This window comes from Streptomyces sp. NPDC001868 (genome assembly GCF_040297125.1).
GTDB lineage: Bacteria > Actinomycetota > Actinomycetes > Streptomycetales > Streptomycetaceae > Streptomyces.
In genome coordinates, this window is sequence record NZ_JBEOYO010000097.1 from 1 (window position 1) to 15905 (window position 15905).

Annotated in this window: 13 protein-coding genes and 1 pseudogene; 7 read left to right on the top strand and 7 right to left on the bottom strand. The window is 67.8% G+C overall.

Annotation, left to right across the window (positions count from 1 at the left end):
- Positions 1–571: 571 nt before the first annotated feature.
- The gene (locus tag ABT147_RS45845) at positions 572–1363 is read left to right on the top strand and encodes a replication-relaxation family protein (RefSeq protein ID WP_351418225.1); all 792 of its coding nucleotides are present in this window, start codon (positions 572–574) and stop codon (positions 1361–1363) included.
- A 184-nt stretch (positions 1364–1547) separates the two neighbouring features.
- Positions 1548–2036, top strand: coding sequence for a hypothetical protein (locus ABT147_RS45850; RefSeq protein ID WP_351418204.1), 489 nt, complete (start codon positions 1548–1550; stop codon positions 2034–2036).
- 71 nt (positions 2037–2107) lie between these two features.
- Here the strand turns inward: ABT147_RS45850 and ABT147_RS45855 are convergent, their stop codons facing one another.
- Complete coding sequence (locus tag ABT147_RS45855) at positions 2108–2353, bottom strand: hypothetical protein (protein ID WP_351418206.1); 246 nt, start codon at positions 2351–2353, stop codon at positions 2108–2110.
- Between the two features lie 210 nt (positions 2354–2563).
- Between ABT147_RS45855 and ABT147_RS45860 the strand changes: the two genes are divergently transcribed.
- Positions 2564–3238, top strand: a complete 675-nt coding sequence (locus tag ABT147_RS45860; protein WP_351418208.1) for a ribonuclease FAU-1 family protein — start codon at positions 2564–2566, stop codon at positions 3236–3238.
- Positions 3239–3432: 194 nt separating this feature from the next.
- On the opposite strand, the pseudogene ABT147_RS45865 reads toward ABT147_RS45860, so the two are convergent.
- Positions 3433–3845: pseudogene (locus ABT147_RS45865) on the bottom strand (hypothetical protein); the annotation flags it as partial.
- Positions 3846–3886: 41 nt separating this feature from the next.
- Complete coding sequence (locus tag ABT147_RS45870; protein ID WP_351418210.1) at positions 3887–4636, bottom strand: abortive infection system antitoxin AbiGi family protein; 750 nt, start codon at positions 4634–4636, stop codon at positions 3887–3889.
- A gap of 398 nt (positions 4637–5034) precedes the next feature.
- On the opposite strand from ABT147_RS45870, the gene ABT147_RS45875 reads away from it, so the two are divergent.
- The gene (locus ABT147_RS45875; protein ID WP_351418212.1) at positions 5035–5955 is read left to right on the top strand and encodes a DUF4238 domain-containing protein; all 921 of its coding nucleotides are present in this window, start codon (positions 5035–5037) and stop codon (positions 5953–5955) included.
- 329 nt (positions 5956–6284) lie between these two features.
- Here the strand turns inward: ABT147_RS45875 and ABT147_RS45880 are convergent, their stop codons facing one another.
- From ABT147_RS45880 to ABT147_RS45890, 3 genes are all read right to left on the bottom strand, one after another.
- Positions 6285–7241: an ATP-dependent DNA ligase gene (locus tag ABT147_RS45880; protein ID WP_351418213.1), complete on the bottom strand. Its 957-nt coding sequence runs from the start codon at positions 7239–7241 to the stop codon at positions 6285–6287.
- A gap of 301 nt (positions 7242–7542) precedes the next feature.
- On the bottom strand, positions 7543–8265 hold the full coding sequence (locus tag ABT147_RS45885; protein ID WP_351418215.1) for a hypothetical protein: 723 nt from the start codon (positions 8263–8265) through the stop codon (positions 7543–7545).
- Positions 8266–8427: 162 nt separating this feature from the next.
- Positions 8428–8724: an SbtR family transcriptional regulator gene (locus ABT147_RS45890; protein ID WP_351418217.1), complete on the bottom strand. Its 297-nt coding sequence runs from the start codon at positions 8722–8724 to the stop codon at positions 8428–8430.
- Between the two features lie 415 nt (positions 8725–9139).
- On the opposite strand from ABT147_RS45890, the gene ABT147_RS45895 reads away from it, so the two are divergent.
- Genes ABT147_RS45895 through ABT147_RS45905 form a run of 3 tightly spaced genes read left to right on the top strand, consistent with a single transcriptional unit; the run spans position 9140 to position 12488 of the window.
- The gene (locus ABT147_RS45895; protein ID WP_351418219.1) at positions 9140–10174 is read left to right on the top strand and encodes an ABC-three component system protein; all 1035 of its coding nucleotides are present in this window, start codon (positions 9140–9142) and stop codon (positions 10172–10174) included.
- Positions 10171–10650, top strand: coding sequence for an ABC-three component system middle component 2 (locus ABT147_RS45900; RefSeq protein WP_351418221.1), 480 nt, complete (start codon positions 10171–10173; stop codon positions 10648–10650). The genes ABT147_RS45895 and ABT147_RS45900 overlap by 4 nt, the downstream gene beginning before the upstream one ends.
- Complete coding sequence (locus tag ABT147_RS45905) at positions 10647–12488, top strand: coiled-coil domain-containing protein (RefSeq protein ID WP_351418223.1); 1842 nt, start codon at positions 10647–10649, stop codon at positions 12486–12488. The genes ABT147_RS45900 and ABT147_RS45905 overlap by 4 nt, the downstream gene beginning before the upstream one ends.
- Before the next feature lie 40 nt (positions 12489–12528).
- Here the strand turns inward: ABT147_RS45905 and ABT147_RS45910 are convergent, their stop codons facing one another.
- A complete protein-coding gene (locus ABT147_RS45910; RefSeq protein WP_351418226.1) occupies positions 12529–15198 on the bottom strand; it encodes a DEAD/DEAH box helicase in 2670 nt (889 codons plus the stop codon).
- Positions 15199–15905 lie beyond the last annotated feature (707 nt).

Here is a 15905-nt window from a genome sequence, read left to right on the forward strand (position 1 = left end):
GCGCAGTCGATCGTCAAGCTCCACTTGGTCGCCATGAGCCCTCCCCAGTCGGATGAACGGACTGTACCGCGCACCTCCGACACCTCCTGCCCGCTACCTCAAGCGTGCGCCGCGGCTTGACGAACGGCATTAGGAATCGGTGAGAATCGCTCAGCTTTCGCTGCGACGGGTCAACCGCGCCCGTCTGATGATCACGGCTGGGTAAAGGCGTCCGATGGAATGTCACACGAGCATGATCATCCGGACCTTTATGAGGTGACAGCGGATCTCTGTCGGGAGAGCCGCGCACCTGATGAGGAGCTCCACCGTGACGTACACCAGCAGCGCCCGGCAGCCCGAACCGGAGCCGCGCCCCACCTCGACAAGGGGTGCTGAGCGCACTGGACGCGGCCCGGAAAGCAGTGCCGCGTCCAGTGCCGCGAACGATTCCAATATCGTTCCCATCACCGCAGCTCACACCGCCCGCCAGGGGCTCCACCGGCACGCCGACACCTCTCTCCCTTCCCCTGAAGAGTCAGCGAAGGGGAAGTCCACTCCCACGGCCGTGAAGGTTCGGGCTGACGCGTTGCGGATGCTGGGGTGCGTGCGGATAGCCACGGTGCAGCAGATGGCTCAGGTGATCACGGCAGAGGACAAGGACGGCCGGTCGTACGTGCGCAGGGCGATGTCGAAACTGGCGGAGCCCGGACTGGCGGAGACGAACGGCAAGGACGGCAAGCACCCGATCTGGAACCTGACTCCGGCGGGGCAGAAGGCTCTGGCCGACGGCAACGAGCTGCCGTCCCGCCCGAAGGCCGGCACCGGAGCGAAGGCCGTTCGCGCCGGGTTCGGCCCGCACGGTGTCGCGGTGACCGACACGATCCTCGCCTACGGCAACCGGCGCTGCCTGACCGACTGGCAAGTGGAGGTGAACCACGCCATCAAGGAGATCGGCCTGAGTTTCAACACCGACGCAGTCCTCGCCCAGCCCACCGCGACCAGCGAGGTCCGCCTCTTCGAGCTCGACAACGGCACCATGTCCCAGGCCCGCCTCGCCAAGGAAGTCTGGGACTACGAGCGCTACGCCGGGCACCGCGTCTGGGAGGGAGCCTGCGGCACCATCGGCCGCACGTTCCCGTTCTGGCAGCGCCACCGCTACACCCGCTCCGAACGCTTCCCGCGGCTGCACGTCGTCCTGGCGGGCAAGGAGGAGCATCTGCTCGACAACCGCCGCCAGGCGCTCACCGCAGACGTGAAGGGCATCGCCATCGCGGTGTGGGTGAACACCCTGCCCCGGCTGCAGCGCGGCGAGCCCTGGTACGAGATCGGCGTCGACGACCCGGACCGGCGCCGTCAGCGATACCCCGAGCCCGCTGGCCGCTGACGCCGCACGCGACGCCGGGCACGCCCTCGCTGCGAAGGGGGCTGTCCGCCGTCCGGCCCGGCGGGCGGAACGGGCACCGCAGTCACCGTGCCACCGCGCGGGACGACCGGGATCCAGGCACGCACTGTGCCCCGGCCACGGCGTACCAAGGAGACGTCGACGCAATTACCAGCTGAGGAGACCCGTGAGCATCAGGCGCAACAGGCGGGACAAGCACGAGGACATCGCGGCCGCGGCTGCCTGGCCGTACGGCCCAGGCACCTACATGTGGAACGCGCTGGCCCGGCTGCGCAGTACGCACAGTGACCCTGTCGTCGGCCTCAAGCCGTTCGCCCTGCCGACGGGTGTCCTGTCCTTCGTCCAGGCACCGGACGTCGTCCTCGCGTCGCGGATACAGCTGACCGGGACGCAGACCACCAGCGACCTGCACGACATGATCTCCACCGCCACGCGCGGCATCAGCTGGGACGCCCGGACCCTCGGCCCCGACGTGGCCCTGGACATCATGGTGGGCAGGCGCCACGATCTCGCCCTGCACAAGGACCACCTGACCGGCCTCACCCGACTCCTGCTGGACGCCGCCGACACCATCGGCACGCCGGGAACTGCCCGTTCGGGCCGCTGCTGCCACTGCGGCGGGACCGGGCTCGCCCGCCCGCTGTGGAAGCGGTAGGTGTCAGCTGGCCCCGACGTCGCGTAATTCCCGTACGGCGCGCTCGCGGTGGTGCTGGGCCAGCCCTGAGCTCAGCCCGCCCACCCGATGTCACGGACCTCGATCGCACCGGCGTGCGGCATGTACTGGATCCAGCACCGCCGCCCCAACGCCTCCCGGATTTCCTCCACGGAGCCCGGGTCACGGACATCGGGCCAGGCCCGCGGATCCATCCGCGCGACCTCCACGAGCGCCATCACCTCCCGCCGGGCCCGGTCGCCCGGCAGCTGCGCCATGACCTCCACCGCGAGCTCCTCCACCACCACGCCGTACCGCATCCCGCACACCCCCGTGTGATCGACTCGGGCAGCAGCGTACGAAGGAACCGCCGACCGTGTTTGGGCCTGTGGATAACCAGGACCCGACCGGGCAAGCCGAAAAGGGTTCTTGGGTAAGCCTCCCCCGGACGGGGGCTTGCCCAGGACGTCTTGTCGGCGCTGGGCTGGACCCCGCGGCCCGACCAGTCCGGCCGCGGCGAAGGAGGATGGGTGTGCAGCTTCGAGACGGGACAGACGGTCGTACGGCGTGATGTGCACCGCCCCGGCCGCGTGTGGAGCGAACACGCACTGCGCGTCGTCGCCGACACGGGCGAGGCGTTGGTGGCGGCCTGTCCGCCGGGAGGCGAGACCCGCTGGCCCGCCCTGTACCTCAAGGCCCGTGACGAGGGCGACCGTGCGGTGCGCACCGAGGCGTTCGACGCGATGGCCTGTGGTGCGTGGGAGCTGGCGGCCGCGGTGTGGCAGGAGACCGAGCTGCTGCTGTGGAAGCCGCCGGCGGCATGGTTTAGCGTCAACGCCTTCTACACCGCCGACGGGCTGCGGAACTGGTACGTGAACTTCGAGCGCCCCACCGCTCGGACCGGCGATGGGTTCGACACCTTCGACCTCACCGTGGACCTGGTCATCGACCCCGACCTGACCCGCTGGCGGTGGAAGGACGAAGACGAGTACGCGCACGTCCGGCGGCTCGGCATCGTCACCGACACTGAGCACCAGGCGGTCGCCGCTGCCCGCGACCAGACCCTCGCGATGCTCGAGGAACGCTCCGGCCCGTTCGCTGACACCGCCCCATGGTCGGCCTGGCGATGGAACCCCGCCTGGCCCGCCCCGACACTTCCCCTGCCTGGGGCGGCCGGACAGGGGGTTGCACCGACAGGAGGCTGAACCGTTGGCTGGAGGGTTGCCTCCAGCGGGGGACCGAAGGTGGGGCCGGAGGTGGGAGCCCCCCAACCGGACACCGTCCATTCCGGCAGGTCAGCCCCAGTGGGCAAGCCACCCAAAGACGACGACACCTCTTCCCACGCGACAGCCGAAGGGAAGAGGCGCCAACGGTCGGGCCGGAGCCGGTCAGGCCGGAGCGGCTGCAAGGAGGCGAGCGGGGACCGCCGGCCTTTCCCGACCGTTCGCGGCTGCTCCCAGTCGACCTCCGGGTGCGCGGCGACCACCGCGTCGACGGACGCCGTGGTGTAGAGCGCGACGTCGACGGCCCCGGCCCGGCTCGTGCCGAAGCGAACCTCGATCGACTGCGGTGAGCCCGGGTCCATCCGAGCCGCACCATGTGGTCGAAGTCGGCCCGGCGTACCAGAAGTCGGGCGGCGGCGTGCTCCGGTCCGAGTGGGGTGTCGGCGGCGACCAGTTCCGCCAGGTCCACACGCCGACAGACCTCCGCGACCTGGCCGGGGTGGTGCAGCGTCCCGTCCGGGTTCGCGCTCAGGTCGACCAGCAAACCTCGGTCGACGAACCGCCGCACCACGAAGGCCGTCACGTTCGCGGCGGTGGCCAGTGAGCGCGAGATAGCCAGCCAGACACGCGCTACTGCGGGAACGGGCCGGGCTCGGAGACTCTGGCGAGCGCGGCAATCATCCGCTCCAGACCCCAACTCGCGTCGACCAGGTTGGGGAGCCGGCCCCTCTTCTTCAGCTCCCCCAGGTGTTCTTCGAACTCGTCGTGCTCTTCCTCCGGAGCGAAGACCACTACCAGGTCTGCGAAGGTGAAGTGAAAGTCGCCGACGTGGCGCCACTCCCGCTCCCACCAGAACTCCTTACGGGTCCCCAGAGGCTTGCCCATCTGCTCGATGAAGGGGGTCAAACGCAGGATGTCCGCCTTCGCTGCCTCGTCCGCTCCTCCCTCGGACGGGTCGCGGGCGATTATTCGGGCATCGTCGACCATGTTGTTGATCGGGACCGTCAGCCAGTCGTGACCGGGTGTGATGTCGAGGTACCACACGGGATTGGCCCCTTTGCGTCGCGCGAAAGTGCGGGTGAACGCCAGGCCGTAACCGCTGAAGCTCATGGTGCGGTTGGGGATCTTCTCGCACATCATCCAGGCATGTTCGAGAGGCGTCTCGGTGAAGCAGACGGTGCGCTGGGTGTCTGCGATGGCCTCGTGCTTCTTGGCAAGGTCGCCTGCCATGCCGAAGACGTTGCGAGCCTCGATCGTGCGATCTTCCAAGATCGCCATCAAGTTGTCGCTGGCGGTATTGCCTGCGGTGGCACGAGTGAAATGGACCACGAAGGCGGACAAGTCGGTGCGCCGGTGAAGCAGAGTCTCGATCGTTGGCATATGCGCCTCTCCTGGAAAGATGCCTTGATGGATGACCAGTGACAACGCAGCGAGTCTGGCCAACTCTTCACCAACTGGCCAAGTGAAGCGCCCGGTTAAAGTGGCGCCCGCTCACACCGCGGCAGCCTCCTCCGTGTGGTCGAAGGGGTGGGGGTAGGCGGCCATTTCCTCCAGGCGCTCGATGACGGTGCGGCAGTCCCCTAGGGCCCGGTGGCCACCGCGCAGCTTCTACCAGGTGTAGCTGCCGAAGAATTCGTGCCAGTCGCCGTAGAAGGCGGCGTACTGCTCCCTCATCCAGCCCCGACCACGGTCGGCCGGGACACCGAACGTCCCAGCCGTAGCCGCATGGCTGTCAGAGGCTAGAACGGTGGGTGGCGGCGGCCTCGTAAAGTCGTCCCATGCCGCAGCACGCCAAGAAGCACCACTTCATCCCGCAGTTCCTGCTCCAGCACTTCGCCGGCCAGCGCGGCAAGTTGGTCATCCACCAGGTGATGAGCGAGAGGCGCTTCAACTCGTCAGTTCGCGACGTAGGCCATCGCAACCTCGGCCACTCGATCTACCGGCCCGGGCAGGACCCCGATCACGTCTCGATGGAAGCCGCCATGGGCAACATCGAGGGAGAGGCCGCCACCGCCGTCAGGGAGTTGGTTCAAAGCCGTGAGCGTGCCGTCCCCGGACATGCCCGGCATGCCCTTGCCTGGCTGCTGGCCCTGCAATGGCAACGAAGCCGATTCTTGAGGCACCTGGTGACCAAAGAGATCGGCGCTGAGGACCGTGGGCTGACCGACGAAGAAATCCAGACCAGCATGATGGGGCTGATCTCCATGGCGGTGATCAATCCCTGGCTGCTGAGGAACGACGACGACGCGTACTACAAGGATCAGTGGAATCACCTCGTTTCCGCGTTGCTGTCCAGCGACATGCACTGGTCCTGCTACCGCCCTCGCGGCGGGGGACTGCTGGTCAGCGACAACCCAATCTGCCTCTCAGGTGTCGTGGGAACACCACCGCCCGAGATACCCCCCGCCTTCTTCGACCACGGCGTGGGAACGGGCTTCCACAATTTTCGACGCCTGACCGTCCCGCTTGGCAGCCGTCTCGGCGTGATCATCTCCCGCGACCCACAGGACGCCGCACGGCTTCGTGTCGCAGACTTCAACCGCTTCACCGTCTTCAACAGCCGGGAGTTCGTGGCGCACGCACCGGAATGGCCCGGTGCTCACCCGCGCCTCGCGCAGGATCTGCGCGAGCTGATGATGAGGCAGCGCATCGTCGCCCCCGCCTTCTTGCAGGACTACGCCCCCGGTGGCCGTACCTAGAACCGTCCTCGCAGAACTCGATGGGGACCGATCGCAGGCCGACACTGCGATCCGCCCGCCCGGCTGGGGCTTCACCTCGTGAGGCGCCGTTGCGCTGAGTGTTGCGGTAGATGTTGCGCCGGCCTCCACAGCGCCTTGGAGTCCGCGCAGGTCAACACTGGCGTACGGCGTGGTCGGGCCGCTGACATCCCCGTTGCGACCCCCTTCGACCATGCCCTGGCTGGAGTTTGAGGATGAGGGAGGGCGGGATGGGCGGCGCGGCCGCGGCCGGGGATCGGGGCGCGCTCAGCCGGTTGCGCGTCGGCCGGGGCCGCCGCGCCGGGACGCCATCAGCGCGGTGGTGACGTCAGGCGGGGGACGTCGGCGGGGGAGAGGTCGGGGCGGGCACGGTGCCAGCGCGTGGGATGCCGCCACCGGCCGGAGGCGTCGCGGGCGACGTCGACGCCGACTTCCACCACCAGCTCGGGTTCCACCAGAATGACGTTCAGCTTTTCCTGGCTGCCCCACCCGGCGGAGAACGACCAGCCTGTCCACGGATGACCGCGCTGCCCCGGAGCGAGCAGGCCGGCGACTGCGGCACCTGCCGCCTGGGCGAGGGTGGTCGTGCGGCCGACGTACTGAAGGCGGCCTTGGCCGTCGTACCTGCCGAGCAGCAGCGTGCGGGGAGCGGCCAGAGAGCCGGTGATCGCGCCGACGATTGCCTCGCTCGTCTCGCGGATCTTGTATTTCTGCCAGCTCCTCACCGATGGGCGGTAGGCGTCGTTGAGCCTCTTGAAGACCACTCCCTCCATCCCGACGGACGCCCACGTCAGCCACTCGCGCACGACGTCGGCCTCGGTGGTCGACGGGCACAGCGCCCACGGCGCCGACAGGCGACGGGCGGTGAACACGGACTCCAGCGCGGCCCTGCGCCGCCGGTACGGCCACCCGGTCGTGTCCGTCCCGGACAGCCTGAGCAGATCGAACGCGACGAGGTGGGCCGGCCACTCCTCCGCAGCCCAGGCCGCACTGGCACCACGCCGGGCAAGCCGGTTCTGCAGCCGCTCGAACGCGAGGCGGCCAGCGGCGTCCCAGACGACCAGCTCACCGTCCAGCGCAGTCGCATCCGGCAGCTGCACGGCCCCGGCCACGAGCTCCGGAAACGACGGTCCCATCTCGGTGCCGCGCCTCGAGCGCAGCACCACCTGGCCCGCGTCGATGGAGACGAGGGCCCGAAATCCGTCCCACTTCGGCTCCGCCGCCCAGCCCGGCCGTAGCTCGGGCACGGGCACGGGAGTGCTCAACATCGGTTCTGGCAGCATCCACGTCACAGTGGATGCCTTCCACCAGATGTCCCGGTGCGGACCTTCTGCCTTTACACGGGGACCGCGGCGAGGGCGTGTTCGTCGCCCAGCGCGGCGAGGTGGCGTTGGGCGTCCAGGGCGGTCTGGCAGCCGCTGGCGGCGGCGGTGACTCTGGGGCGCTCCTTGGCTCCCCTCTACGAGGACTGGGCAGATCGAGTACTTCGAAGCCCAGCGGTCCGCTTGGTCATGGAGACACCAGCAAGTCTCACGGCGTCGGCTTCTTGTGCCGTTGCTGCGCCGACGGTCAGCCGTCGCGCCGATTGTGCTCGCGTACTCCGGTGATGAGTACTCCGACGGCGAAGAGCAGGACGAGAATCAGGAAGGCGATACCGAGGATGTCCTGGAGCCCACTGGCCAGGCCGCTGTAGCCCACGTCGACTCCGACGATCACAGAGCACACACCCGCGACAAGGGCCGTCCAGCCCAGCCAGCCGGCGACCCGGCGACTGGTGAGGATCGCAGTCCCGAAGAGAGCGAGGGTCAGCCCGAGCAGGATGCGGAAGTAGCTCTGGAATCCCCATTCCAGCCAGCGCACGGTCTCGGCGTTGGCAAAGCGGATCGTCTTCTCCGGGCCCGACGCGCTGACCCATGAGTCCACGGCCTGCTTCAGCCCCACACCGTCCAGCCCCTGCAGGACAGCCCAGATCGCGGCGGTTGCCACGGCTCCTGCGGCCGCGATCTGCGCAAGCGGGGAAGGACCGTCGGCACCGCGCAGGACGCGGTACAGCACGAGCAGGCCGCTCAGCGTCACCAGGACGCCAACGAACTGGCCAAGATGAACGGCGATCCAGGCACCGCTGTCTGCGTACTCGGTGAAGATCGCAGGGTGGTCGTCTTCTTCCCCGGAGGGATGAAGCGCTGCGGTCAAAATGACATTGAGAAGGAAGCCCCCGACCATGAGCCCACCGGCGGTCGTCAGCGTGCGGCTTCGCGAGCCGGCCGTATCCGCCCCTTCACCAGTGCGCATGTCCGGACCCATGAACAGACCCCAGTCCTCTCGATGTCACCGACCGACATACTTGAGGATCACCAGATGCAGTCGCGCTCCCAGGACACGCAGCGCCGCCTCACCCGAAGGAAGTCTGATCGCGGCTGATTGCGCCAATGCCCGGGGTCACGCTCACATGAGTCAGGGAATGGGGCGCAGTCCGTCCAGGGTGACGTCGACGAGGCGGGTTACGGCGGTTTGGGAGGTCAGGCCGGCGGCGGCGGTCAGGGCGTGGAGGCAGTAGTGCGCGAGCTCGGCGGGCGGGACATCGGCCCGCAGGTCGCCTGCTTGCGCGCCTTCGGCGATGAGGTCTTCCACGATGCCCGTCAGGTGCCGTTCGGCGTGGGTGATGTGCTCGCCCTGGTGGAGGAGGGCGGCGAGTTCCCTCCCTTGGGTGCCGCTGCAACATCCGAAGCGTGTTGCACCCCTGACTTGCACAAACGCCGACCAACGGTCGGGCTGGGCGCGTGCGACGTCCTCGACACCACCCTCGTCCAGCCAGCCTCGTCGCGGAGATCAGCGCTCACATGTCCGTCGACACCGCGGCGGGGTCTACCTGTATCCGGCCCTGCGCCTGGACGTGGCTGCCGGGTTCGGCGCGGCCCGGCCGCGGCCGCAGGGTGATCGACTACAGCAGCCCCAAGGGGTAAGGCTCCCCAGGCGCCTTCCTGACGGGCCATGCGAGGTGATATCACTACCGTGAGTGATCTTGCGTAGCAGTAGGGGCCGGGGGTGGGCTGTGGCAGGGAGGCTTGAGCCGGGGAGGGATGGAGCCCGGCCGGTATTCGAGGGCTTTCCGGAGCTCAAATCGCCAGAGGTCGTCGTGCTTGCGCCGCCGACCCAGAGCGCTCCCTTGCCCACGCCTCAGGTGTACCTGCAATACATCTACGACGCTGACGACTGGGAGGACTTCACCGTCGAGTGGGTCCACCAGTTCGGTACGTGGTCTGGCCGTCCCTACGTCCGAGTTCAGCGGATGGGTGGGGCCGGCGACCGCGGAGCGGACGTCGCAGCCTGTCTCTCCGAGCAAGGCACCGCAGGCGAGTGGCACTGCTACCAGTGCAAGCACTACCTCAAGCCGCTCGGACAATCAGACGCCTTCCCAGAGATGGTGAAGATCTTCGTCGCGAAGATCCTCGGCACGTACGAGCTGCCCACGCGCTATGTCTTCGTCGCACCAAAGATTGGCACGGGACTCGAACGACTCCTGCTCAACCCGCCCCAGCTGAAGGACGAGTTCTTCGCGGCGTGGGACGACAAGGACTCCAAGCTCGGGACCAAGCCCAAGCTCACCCCGGAGATGCGTACAGCCGTGGGCGCGCTGGCGCAGGCGACGGACTTCTCGATGTTCGAAGCCCGGAACCTCGAAGAGATTCTCGAACTGCACGCTGCGACCCCCCACCACGTTAGGCGCTTCCCACAACCGCTTAAGCAGCGCCCTGCCGCCGATCCGGCCCCACCTGACCAGGCACCACACGAAGCCGTCTACGTCCGCAAGCTGCTGGACGCCTACAACGCGAAGCACGGCCTCGCCTTGGAGACGCTGCAACAGGCCCGCGACCATGCGAAAGTCAGCGGCCATCTCTTCCGACAGCGTGCCGCCTTCTTCCACGCCGAGTCACTCTGGCGTTTCGCCCAGGAGAGCGTCCCGGAAGCGACCTACACCGCGATCGAAACCGACCTGTACGACGCCGTGATCGAGATCGAAGACCGCGACCATGCCAGCGGCTACGCACGGCTGGAAGCCGTACTGGACGCGGCTGTCGCCCACACACCGAACCCGGCGAACATCCTCGCCCCCGTGGTGAAGGTCATCGACCTCAAGGGCATGTGCCATCGTCTGGCCAACGACGACCGGCTGACCTGGTGCCAAGAGGAGGCCCTGTGACCCCCCTCAACAGCCCCGTGGAGGCCGGGATGCGCGCTCTGGTCCTCCTGTCAGAGACCTTCCCCCGTCGACTAGACGTCGCCCAGCTCGTCTACCTGGACCACGCCATGCTCCACAGCGGCGACCTCGACCACGGCCCCGTCAGCCTCCACCCCGACCTCCCCGCCGGCCCCGGCGAGCTCGGCCTGCGCCGCCACCTCATCGAGCAGGGTCTCATGGTCCTGCTGCGTGCTGGCCTCGCCGACATGACGACCACCGACGACGGCTTCATGTACGGGGCAACAGACGAGGCAGCGAGCTTCCTCAGCGCCCTGGAGGCCCCCTACGTCGGCCAGCTCATCGAACGGGCCGACTGGCTCACCAGTACCTACATGCATGAAGGAACGGACGTCCGCGAAGGCATGAAGCAGATCACCCAGCGCTGGTCTGGCCGTATCCACGTGAGTCCCGGCGACCTGGGAGAGGACGTCCTGTGATCAGGCTGACGCTCGTGCACCTGACCTTCCTTGGCATGGAAAAGCCCCCAGCGGCGGTCGAATTCAGTCCCGGCCTGACGGTCATCTACGGAGCCTCCGACACGGGTAAGTCCTACGTCGAAGAGGCCGTGGACTACATGCTGGGCGCCAGCGACCTCAAGTCGATTCCGGAGGACGACGGCTACACCCGCATCCTTCTGGGCCTGCGCGTGAGCGACGGTCGCAGCCTCACCCTGTCCCGGGCCATCGGCGGCGACACCATCGAGGTGTTCAACCACGATCTTCGGGAGGTGCCATCGGAGCCAGCGGACGAGACCCTCAAGTCGAAGCACAACGCAAAGTCGAAGAAGAACATCTCCCGCTACCTGCTGACCGTGCTGGGGATCGACGGCCGGCGGATCCTCCAGAGCGGCCGTGGCAACGTGCTGCCGCTAAATTTTCGGGACCTCGCGCGCCTGGCCGTCGTCAATGACACCCGTATGGCAGACCAGCACTCTCCAGTACTCGGCACTCGGAATCCGCTGAACGAGACCAGGGAGAAGTCGGTCTTCAAACTCCTCCTCAGCGGAGAGGAGGAGCCGGAGCGCCCTGCGGCGCCCAGCAATCTGGAGAAGCAGTTCGGCAAGGGGAAGATCGCGGTCATCGACCACCTGATCGATGAGAACCGCGGGAAGCTCACGATGGAGGCGAACCAGTCGCAACTGCGGGAGCGGCTCGGCCGCCTGCAGGCGGCCCTCGGCGAGGTAACCGCCGCCGCCGTCGAACTTGCTGAAGTCCGCACAAGCCTTCTGCGTGACCGCCGGGGCCTGGAAGAGATTGACCTCGCGGCCCAGCAGCGGGGCGACGAGGTCCAGCAACTGCTTGCGCGATTCGCTCTGCTGAAGGAGCAGTACGAGTCGGACTTGGCCCGGCTCCAGATGGTCGGTGAGGCCGGAACCCTCCTGGGCTATTTCCAGACCGGGACCTGCGTCTTCTGCGGCGCCGAGCCTCAGCACCAGCACCTGGAGCACCACGTCGCCGAGAGCACCCAGCTGGCAGCGTCTGTATCTGCGGAGACCCGAAAAACAACCGACCTGCTCAGCGACCTGCTCCTCATGATCGAAGATCTGGAAGAGCAGGCAGCGGACATAGAGTCGGCCCGCGCCGCCCGAGACGAAGAGCTCGCGCACAACGCTGCGGAGCTCCGCGCACTCGATCAACGGATGCAGCCGGTCGACATGGACGCCACCGAACTGCTGAACGCCCGTTCACGGGTCGAAAGCGAGCTTGCCCTGCACGCTCAGATCGAGCAGCTCGAAGACCTCAAGGCATCGCTGTCCACCGTGGCTCCTGCTCTGCCGGCTGCCCGTCCCGACGGCATTCCCGCCGCCGACGTCGCCGACTTCGAGCGCATGATTCATGAGACCTTGGAAGCTTGGCATGTTCCAGGGAACAATCGCGTCCGCTATGACCCGACGACTGCCGAGCTCTCCGTTGATGGACAGCCGCGAAAGAGCCGCGGCAGGGGTATGCGTTCCATCCTCCACGCCGCCTTCGCAGTATCACTCGCGCGCCGGAACACAGCCCGCGACCTGATCCACCCGGGCTTCGTCGTGCTGGACACGCCCGTCCTCACCTACCGCCGGCCCGAAGACCCGCACGAGGACCGTCCCGAGCTGATGACCGCCGACGTCGCCGAGAACTTCTACCGCGACCTCCTGGAGAACCCGCCGGGCCAGGTCATCGTGATCGAGAACCCGACACCGCCAGCGGGCATCAGGGGGCGTGCCACCGTCCACGCATTCAGCGTGGACGGTTCGGAACGCCAGGGATTCTTCCCGCCCCGAGACAGGCAGTGAGCACCGGCCGCCCACTACGGACAGCCGTGCGTGCCCTTGGTCAGGCCCAGTCCATGCCGAGCTTCGCGAGGGAGGCGAGCTGGTCAGCGTCCAGCCGGTCCCTCCTCGATTTGGTGTTCGAGACCCATACGCCCAGCTTGACGATCACCGGCTCCGTTTCACCGTCGACCGCGATCTGCTCACTGTGCCCGCGCGGCGCCGGCCGGTCCGCGCCTTCCCGCTCGACCCACTGTGCGAGGGCCGTCAGGCCCCGCTGGAACGCCTGCTGCGCCTTGCCCTGGCCCTTCGTCGCACCCTTGGCAGCCGGGGCGGCAGACGGCGCCTCAGCGGGCGTGATGCCCAGATGGGTCAACCGTTCCTGCTGCTCGGGCAGGAGCCGCGCCCAGATGGCCGGCTGGGCCTGCTGCTGGAGCCACTTGCCGATGTCGTCACCGTCCATCAGCACGCCGGGTGCGATGTCGGGCAGGTGGCCGTCGGCGTCGACGAGGTCGGCGAGGACGCGGTAGTGCCGCTGCCAGTCCAGCGGCCACGGGCAGTCCCAGTCGGGGTCGATCTCGGTGAGCTGCGCTGCGCGCACGGCGGCTCGCTCCGGGTCCTTGCCCAGGCCGTTCTTCGCACCCTTGCGCCGGAGGTTGGCCATGTGCTGCCCGATGGGCACCATCGCCTCGGCCTCGCCCCACACCGCGTCCTGACGCGGAGCGAGGTGCCCGGTGGCCCGCCGGTATGAGCGGAGCGCGGCGAGCTTGTTCTCCCACGCCTCCTCACCTGGCTCCCAGACCATCCCGGCCTCCGACGCGTCCAGGAGGACCTTGCGCCGGTCCTCCAGCTCCCCGGCCCGCAGCGCCTTGCGCTGCTGGTGCACCCACCGCCCAAGCGGAAACGCCTTCGTCGCCCCGACCTCGACCTCGACGTCGTACGGCACGGCGTAGACGCCGGTGATTTCGTTCTCCGCCCGCCAGCGCAGCAGGGCCTGGTAGCCCTCCAGCCACACGAGGGACTCCGGCCGGTAGACCCGGGTGCGCAGGAAAGCGGCGATGGTCGCCGCGTCGCGCGGGCTGGAGAAGTGCAGCAGCGCCGCTTCGGCGGCGGCCCGCGTGTCGTCCTGCTCCTGGTCCTCGCCGTCGCCTTCCCCGCCGGCCCCGACGATCCGCCCGTCCTCGTCACGCCGGACGTGGACCTTGCGCTTGCCGCTGGTGAGGGCGCGGGAGGCGAGCTGTTCGACCAGACGTTCGTCATGCGAACGCAGGCCCTGGAGCACGGCTACGAGCGGCTTGAAGCTCGCGGAGGCGACCATGTCGGTCGGGTCCTCGCCGGGCTCCAGGAACACTGGCACGATGATCCTGGCGACCTTCGTGCTGCCGTCCTTGTTGAGCCGGAGCGCGCGGCCGATGTTCTGCACGATCTCCACCTGGGAGCCGCGGGTGTCGGCGAAGCACACGGCCTCGACTCCCCGTTCGCCGGTGATGTCGACGCCTTCCCCGAGTACGCGAACGCTGGCGAGGAAGGCGCGGTGCACCCGGTGCCCGGCTGCGTCGATGCCGTTGGCGAACTGGCGCAGCACCTCCCGGCGTTCGGACACGAGGTGGTCGCCGCACAGCCACGCCGACCACACCCGGTCCGGGGGTACGTGGCGGCCGGCCTCGAGTTCGTAGAACTCCGCGTCGATGGAGGACTTCGGCAGCCTGTCGGCAGCGGCCAGGTCCTCATCGGAGGCGTCGTTGACGTACAGCTCGGCAGCCGTCGCCGGGAGCTTCTCCGCGAACGCGGCGGCCTCTTCCACCTTCTGGTGGAACGTCATGACGGTCTTGAGGTTCCACTTCGCCGCGTGTTCCAGGAGCGCGGTCTGCAACAGAGCCAGACGCCGGCCGCGCCGCGCCTCCTCCGACTCCCCGACGACGGGGGAGGGGTCACGGATCTCCAGGACGTCGATCTCGAACCCCGCGAGGATCTCCCGCTCGATCGCCTCCGAGAGCCCGAGCTCCGCGAGCCACGCGCCGTAGGTGCCCTCCGGGTCATCGGCCATGGTTGCGATCTCCGCCTCCTGGCCCTCCGCGCCCTTCTGCGGGCGGGCTGCAGCGAGGATGCGCGGGGTCGCAGTGAGGTAGAGCCGGAAGTCCGCCGGGATGCGGGTGTTGTCGTGGATCACCGCCCACGGCCGACCAAGATCACCAGCGGTTCCGTGCGCCTCATCCACGATCGCGAGGTCGAAGCCCGCCATCTGCTGCCCGTACAGCCGCTCTCCACCCGCCAGGGCAGCCTCCAGCGGCCCGCGAACCTTCCGCTGACCCTCGGGTGCGTCGATGTCCTCGCGGTCCACCAGAGAGGCATACGTGGCGAACACGACCACCGGCCCGGACCCAGCCCACAGGGCAAGCTGGATCGGGTTGGTGGTGGTCCGTACGCCCAGCTCCTTCAGCACCGGGTCGTTCTCCAGCGAGCACACCGCCACCATCGGGGCCCGGTGACCGACCAGGCGCCACGCCTGGGCGGTCTGCGCGAGCAGGTCCAGGGTGGGCACGGTCACGAGGATCCGGCCGTCCGCGAACGACTCCAGCGCGCACGCGGCGGCCGTGATCGTCTTGCCCGACCCCGTCGCTGACACGATCGTGCCCCGGGCACCCTGCGGGGGCACAGATGACCTTGCAGGAAATCCCACCCACTTTCGGAAAGCAGACTTCTGGTCTACCTGATGTTCCTTGAGCTGAATCACAGGCACTCCAGGCCCCTTTCAAAGGCATAGAAAAAATCAGATATGGCCACGGTGCAAGACGGAACGAACTGCGGCTTCAAAGGCGCGTACGGCTGCAGCGTGCTCGCTACGGGCCGCCTCCCAAGCCTCATGCTGCCCGTACGAACTCCTCAGCTGCATGTAGGACGTGATGAGGCGTGAGGCCTGAGCGCTGAGCTGCTCGCTGCCCGGTGTCATAAAGAATCGCGTGGTCAGTTCGTATCGGAGCGGGTCAGGAGACGGAACTTGAGTCATCGAGACATCGCCTGCGACGGCATCGAGGAGCTGACCACACAAGCGGTTGTACATAGCGGACAGTTGAGCAGCTGCCTCCACAAGCCGCAAAACCTCTTGCGCACGCTTCTCGACTCTGCGTCGTATAGCATCTCCGAGAAGGACAAGCGATCCGCCGATCACAGCGGCCACCAATGCCAGTAACTGATCCATCGGTTCCCCTCCAATCCCATACCGGAGATGTCCCGTGTTTCTGCCAACGGTACATGGTGCATCAACCTGATGCACCCGCTACACTAGAACCCACACGAATGAGCGACCCCCGCCCCCCGTAGCCAGCCCGGCCCGCGCCAGCGGGCCCCAACGGTCCACGGCGTCCGAGGGGCGGGAAGGGGCCTTTGTTCTGGGGGGTCGATCACACTGGCCAAATTTTCACGCTACTGACAGAAGCAGTT

Bases quoted from the DNA above. Each gene is read 5' to 3' on its own strand.
- ABT147_RS45870 (WP_351418210.1), bottom strand. From the start codon at position 4,636: ATGCCAACGATCGAGACTCTGCTTCACCGGCGCACCGACTTGTCCGCC.
- ABT147_RS45855 (WP_351418206.1), bottom strand. From the start codon at position 2,353: ATGCGGTACGGCGTGGTGGTGGAGGAGCTCGCGGTGGAGGTCATGGCG.
- ABT147_RS45885 (WP_351418215.1), bottom strand. From the start codon at position 8,265: ATGCGCACTGGTGAAGGGGCGGATACGGCCGGCTCGCGAAGCCGCACG.
- ABT147_RS45880 (WP_351418213.1), bottom strand. From the start codon at position 7,241: ATGTTGAGCACTCCCGTGCCCGTGCCCGAGCTACGGCCGGGCTGGGCG.
- ABT147_RS45875 (WP_351418212.1), top strand. From the start codon at position 5,035: ATGCCGCAGCACGCCAAGAAGCACCACTTCATCCCGCAGTTCCTGCTC.
- ABT147_RS45845 (WP_351418225.1), top strand. From the start codon at position 572: ATGCTGGGGTGCGTGCGGATAGCCACGGTGCAGCAGATGGCTCAGGTG.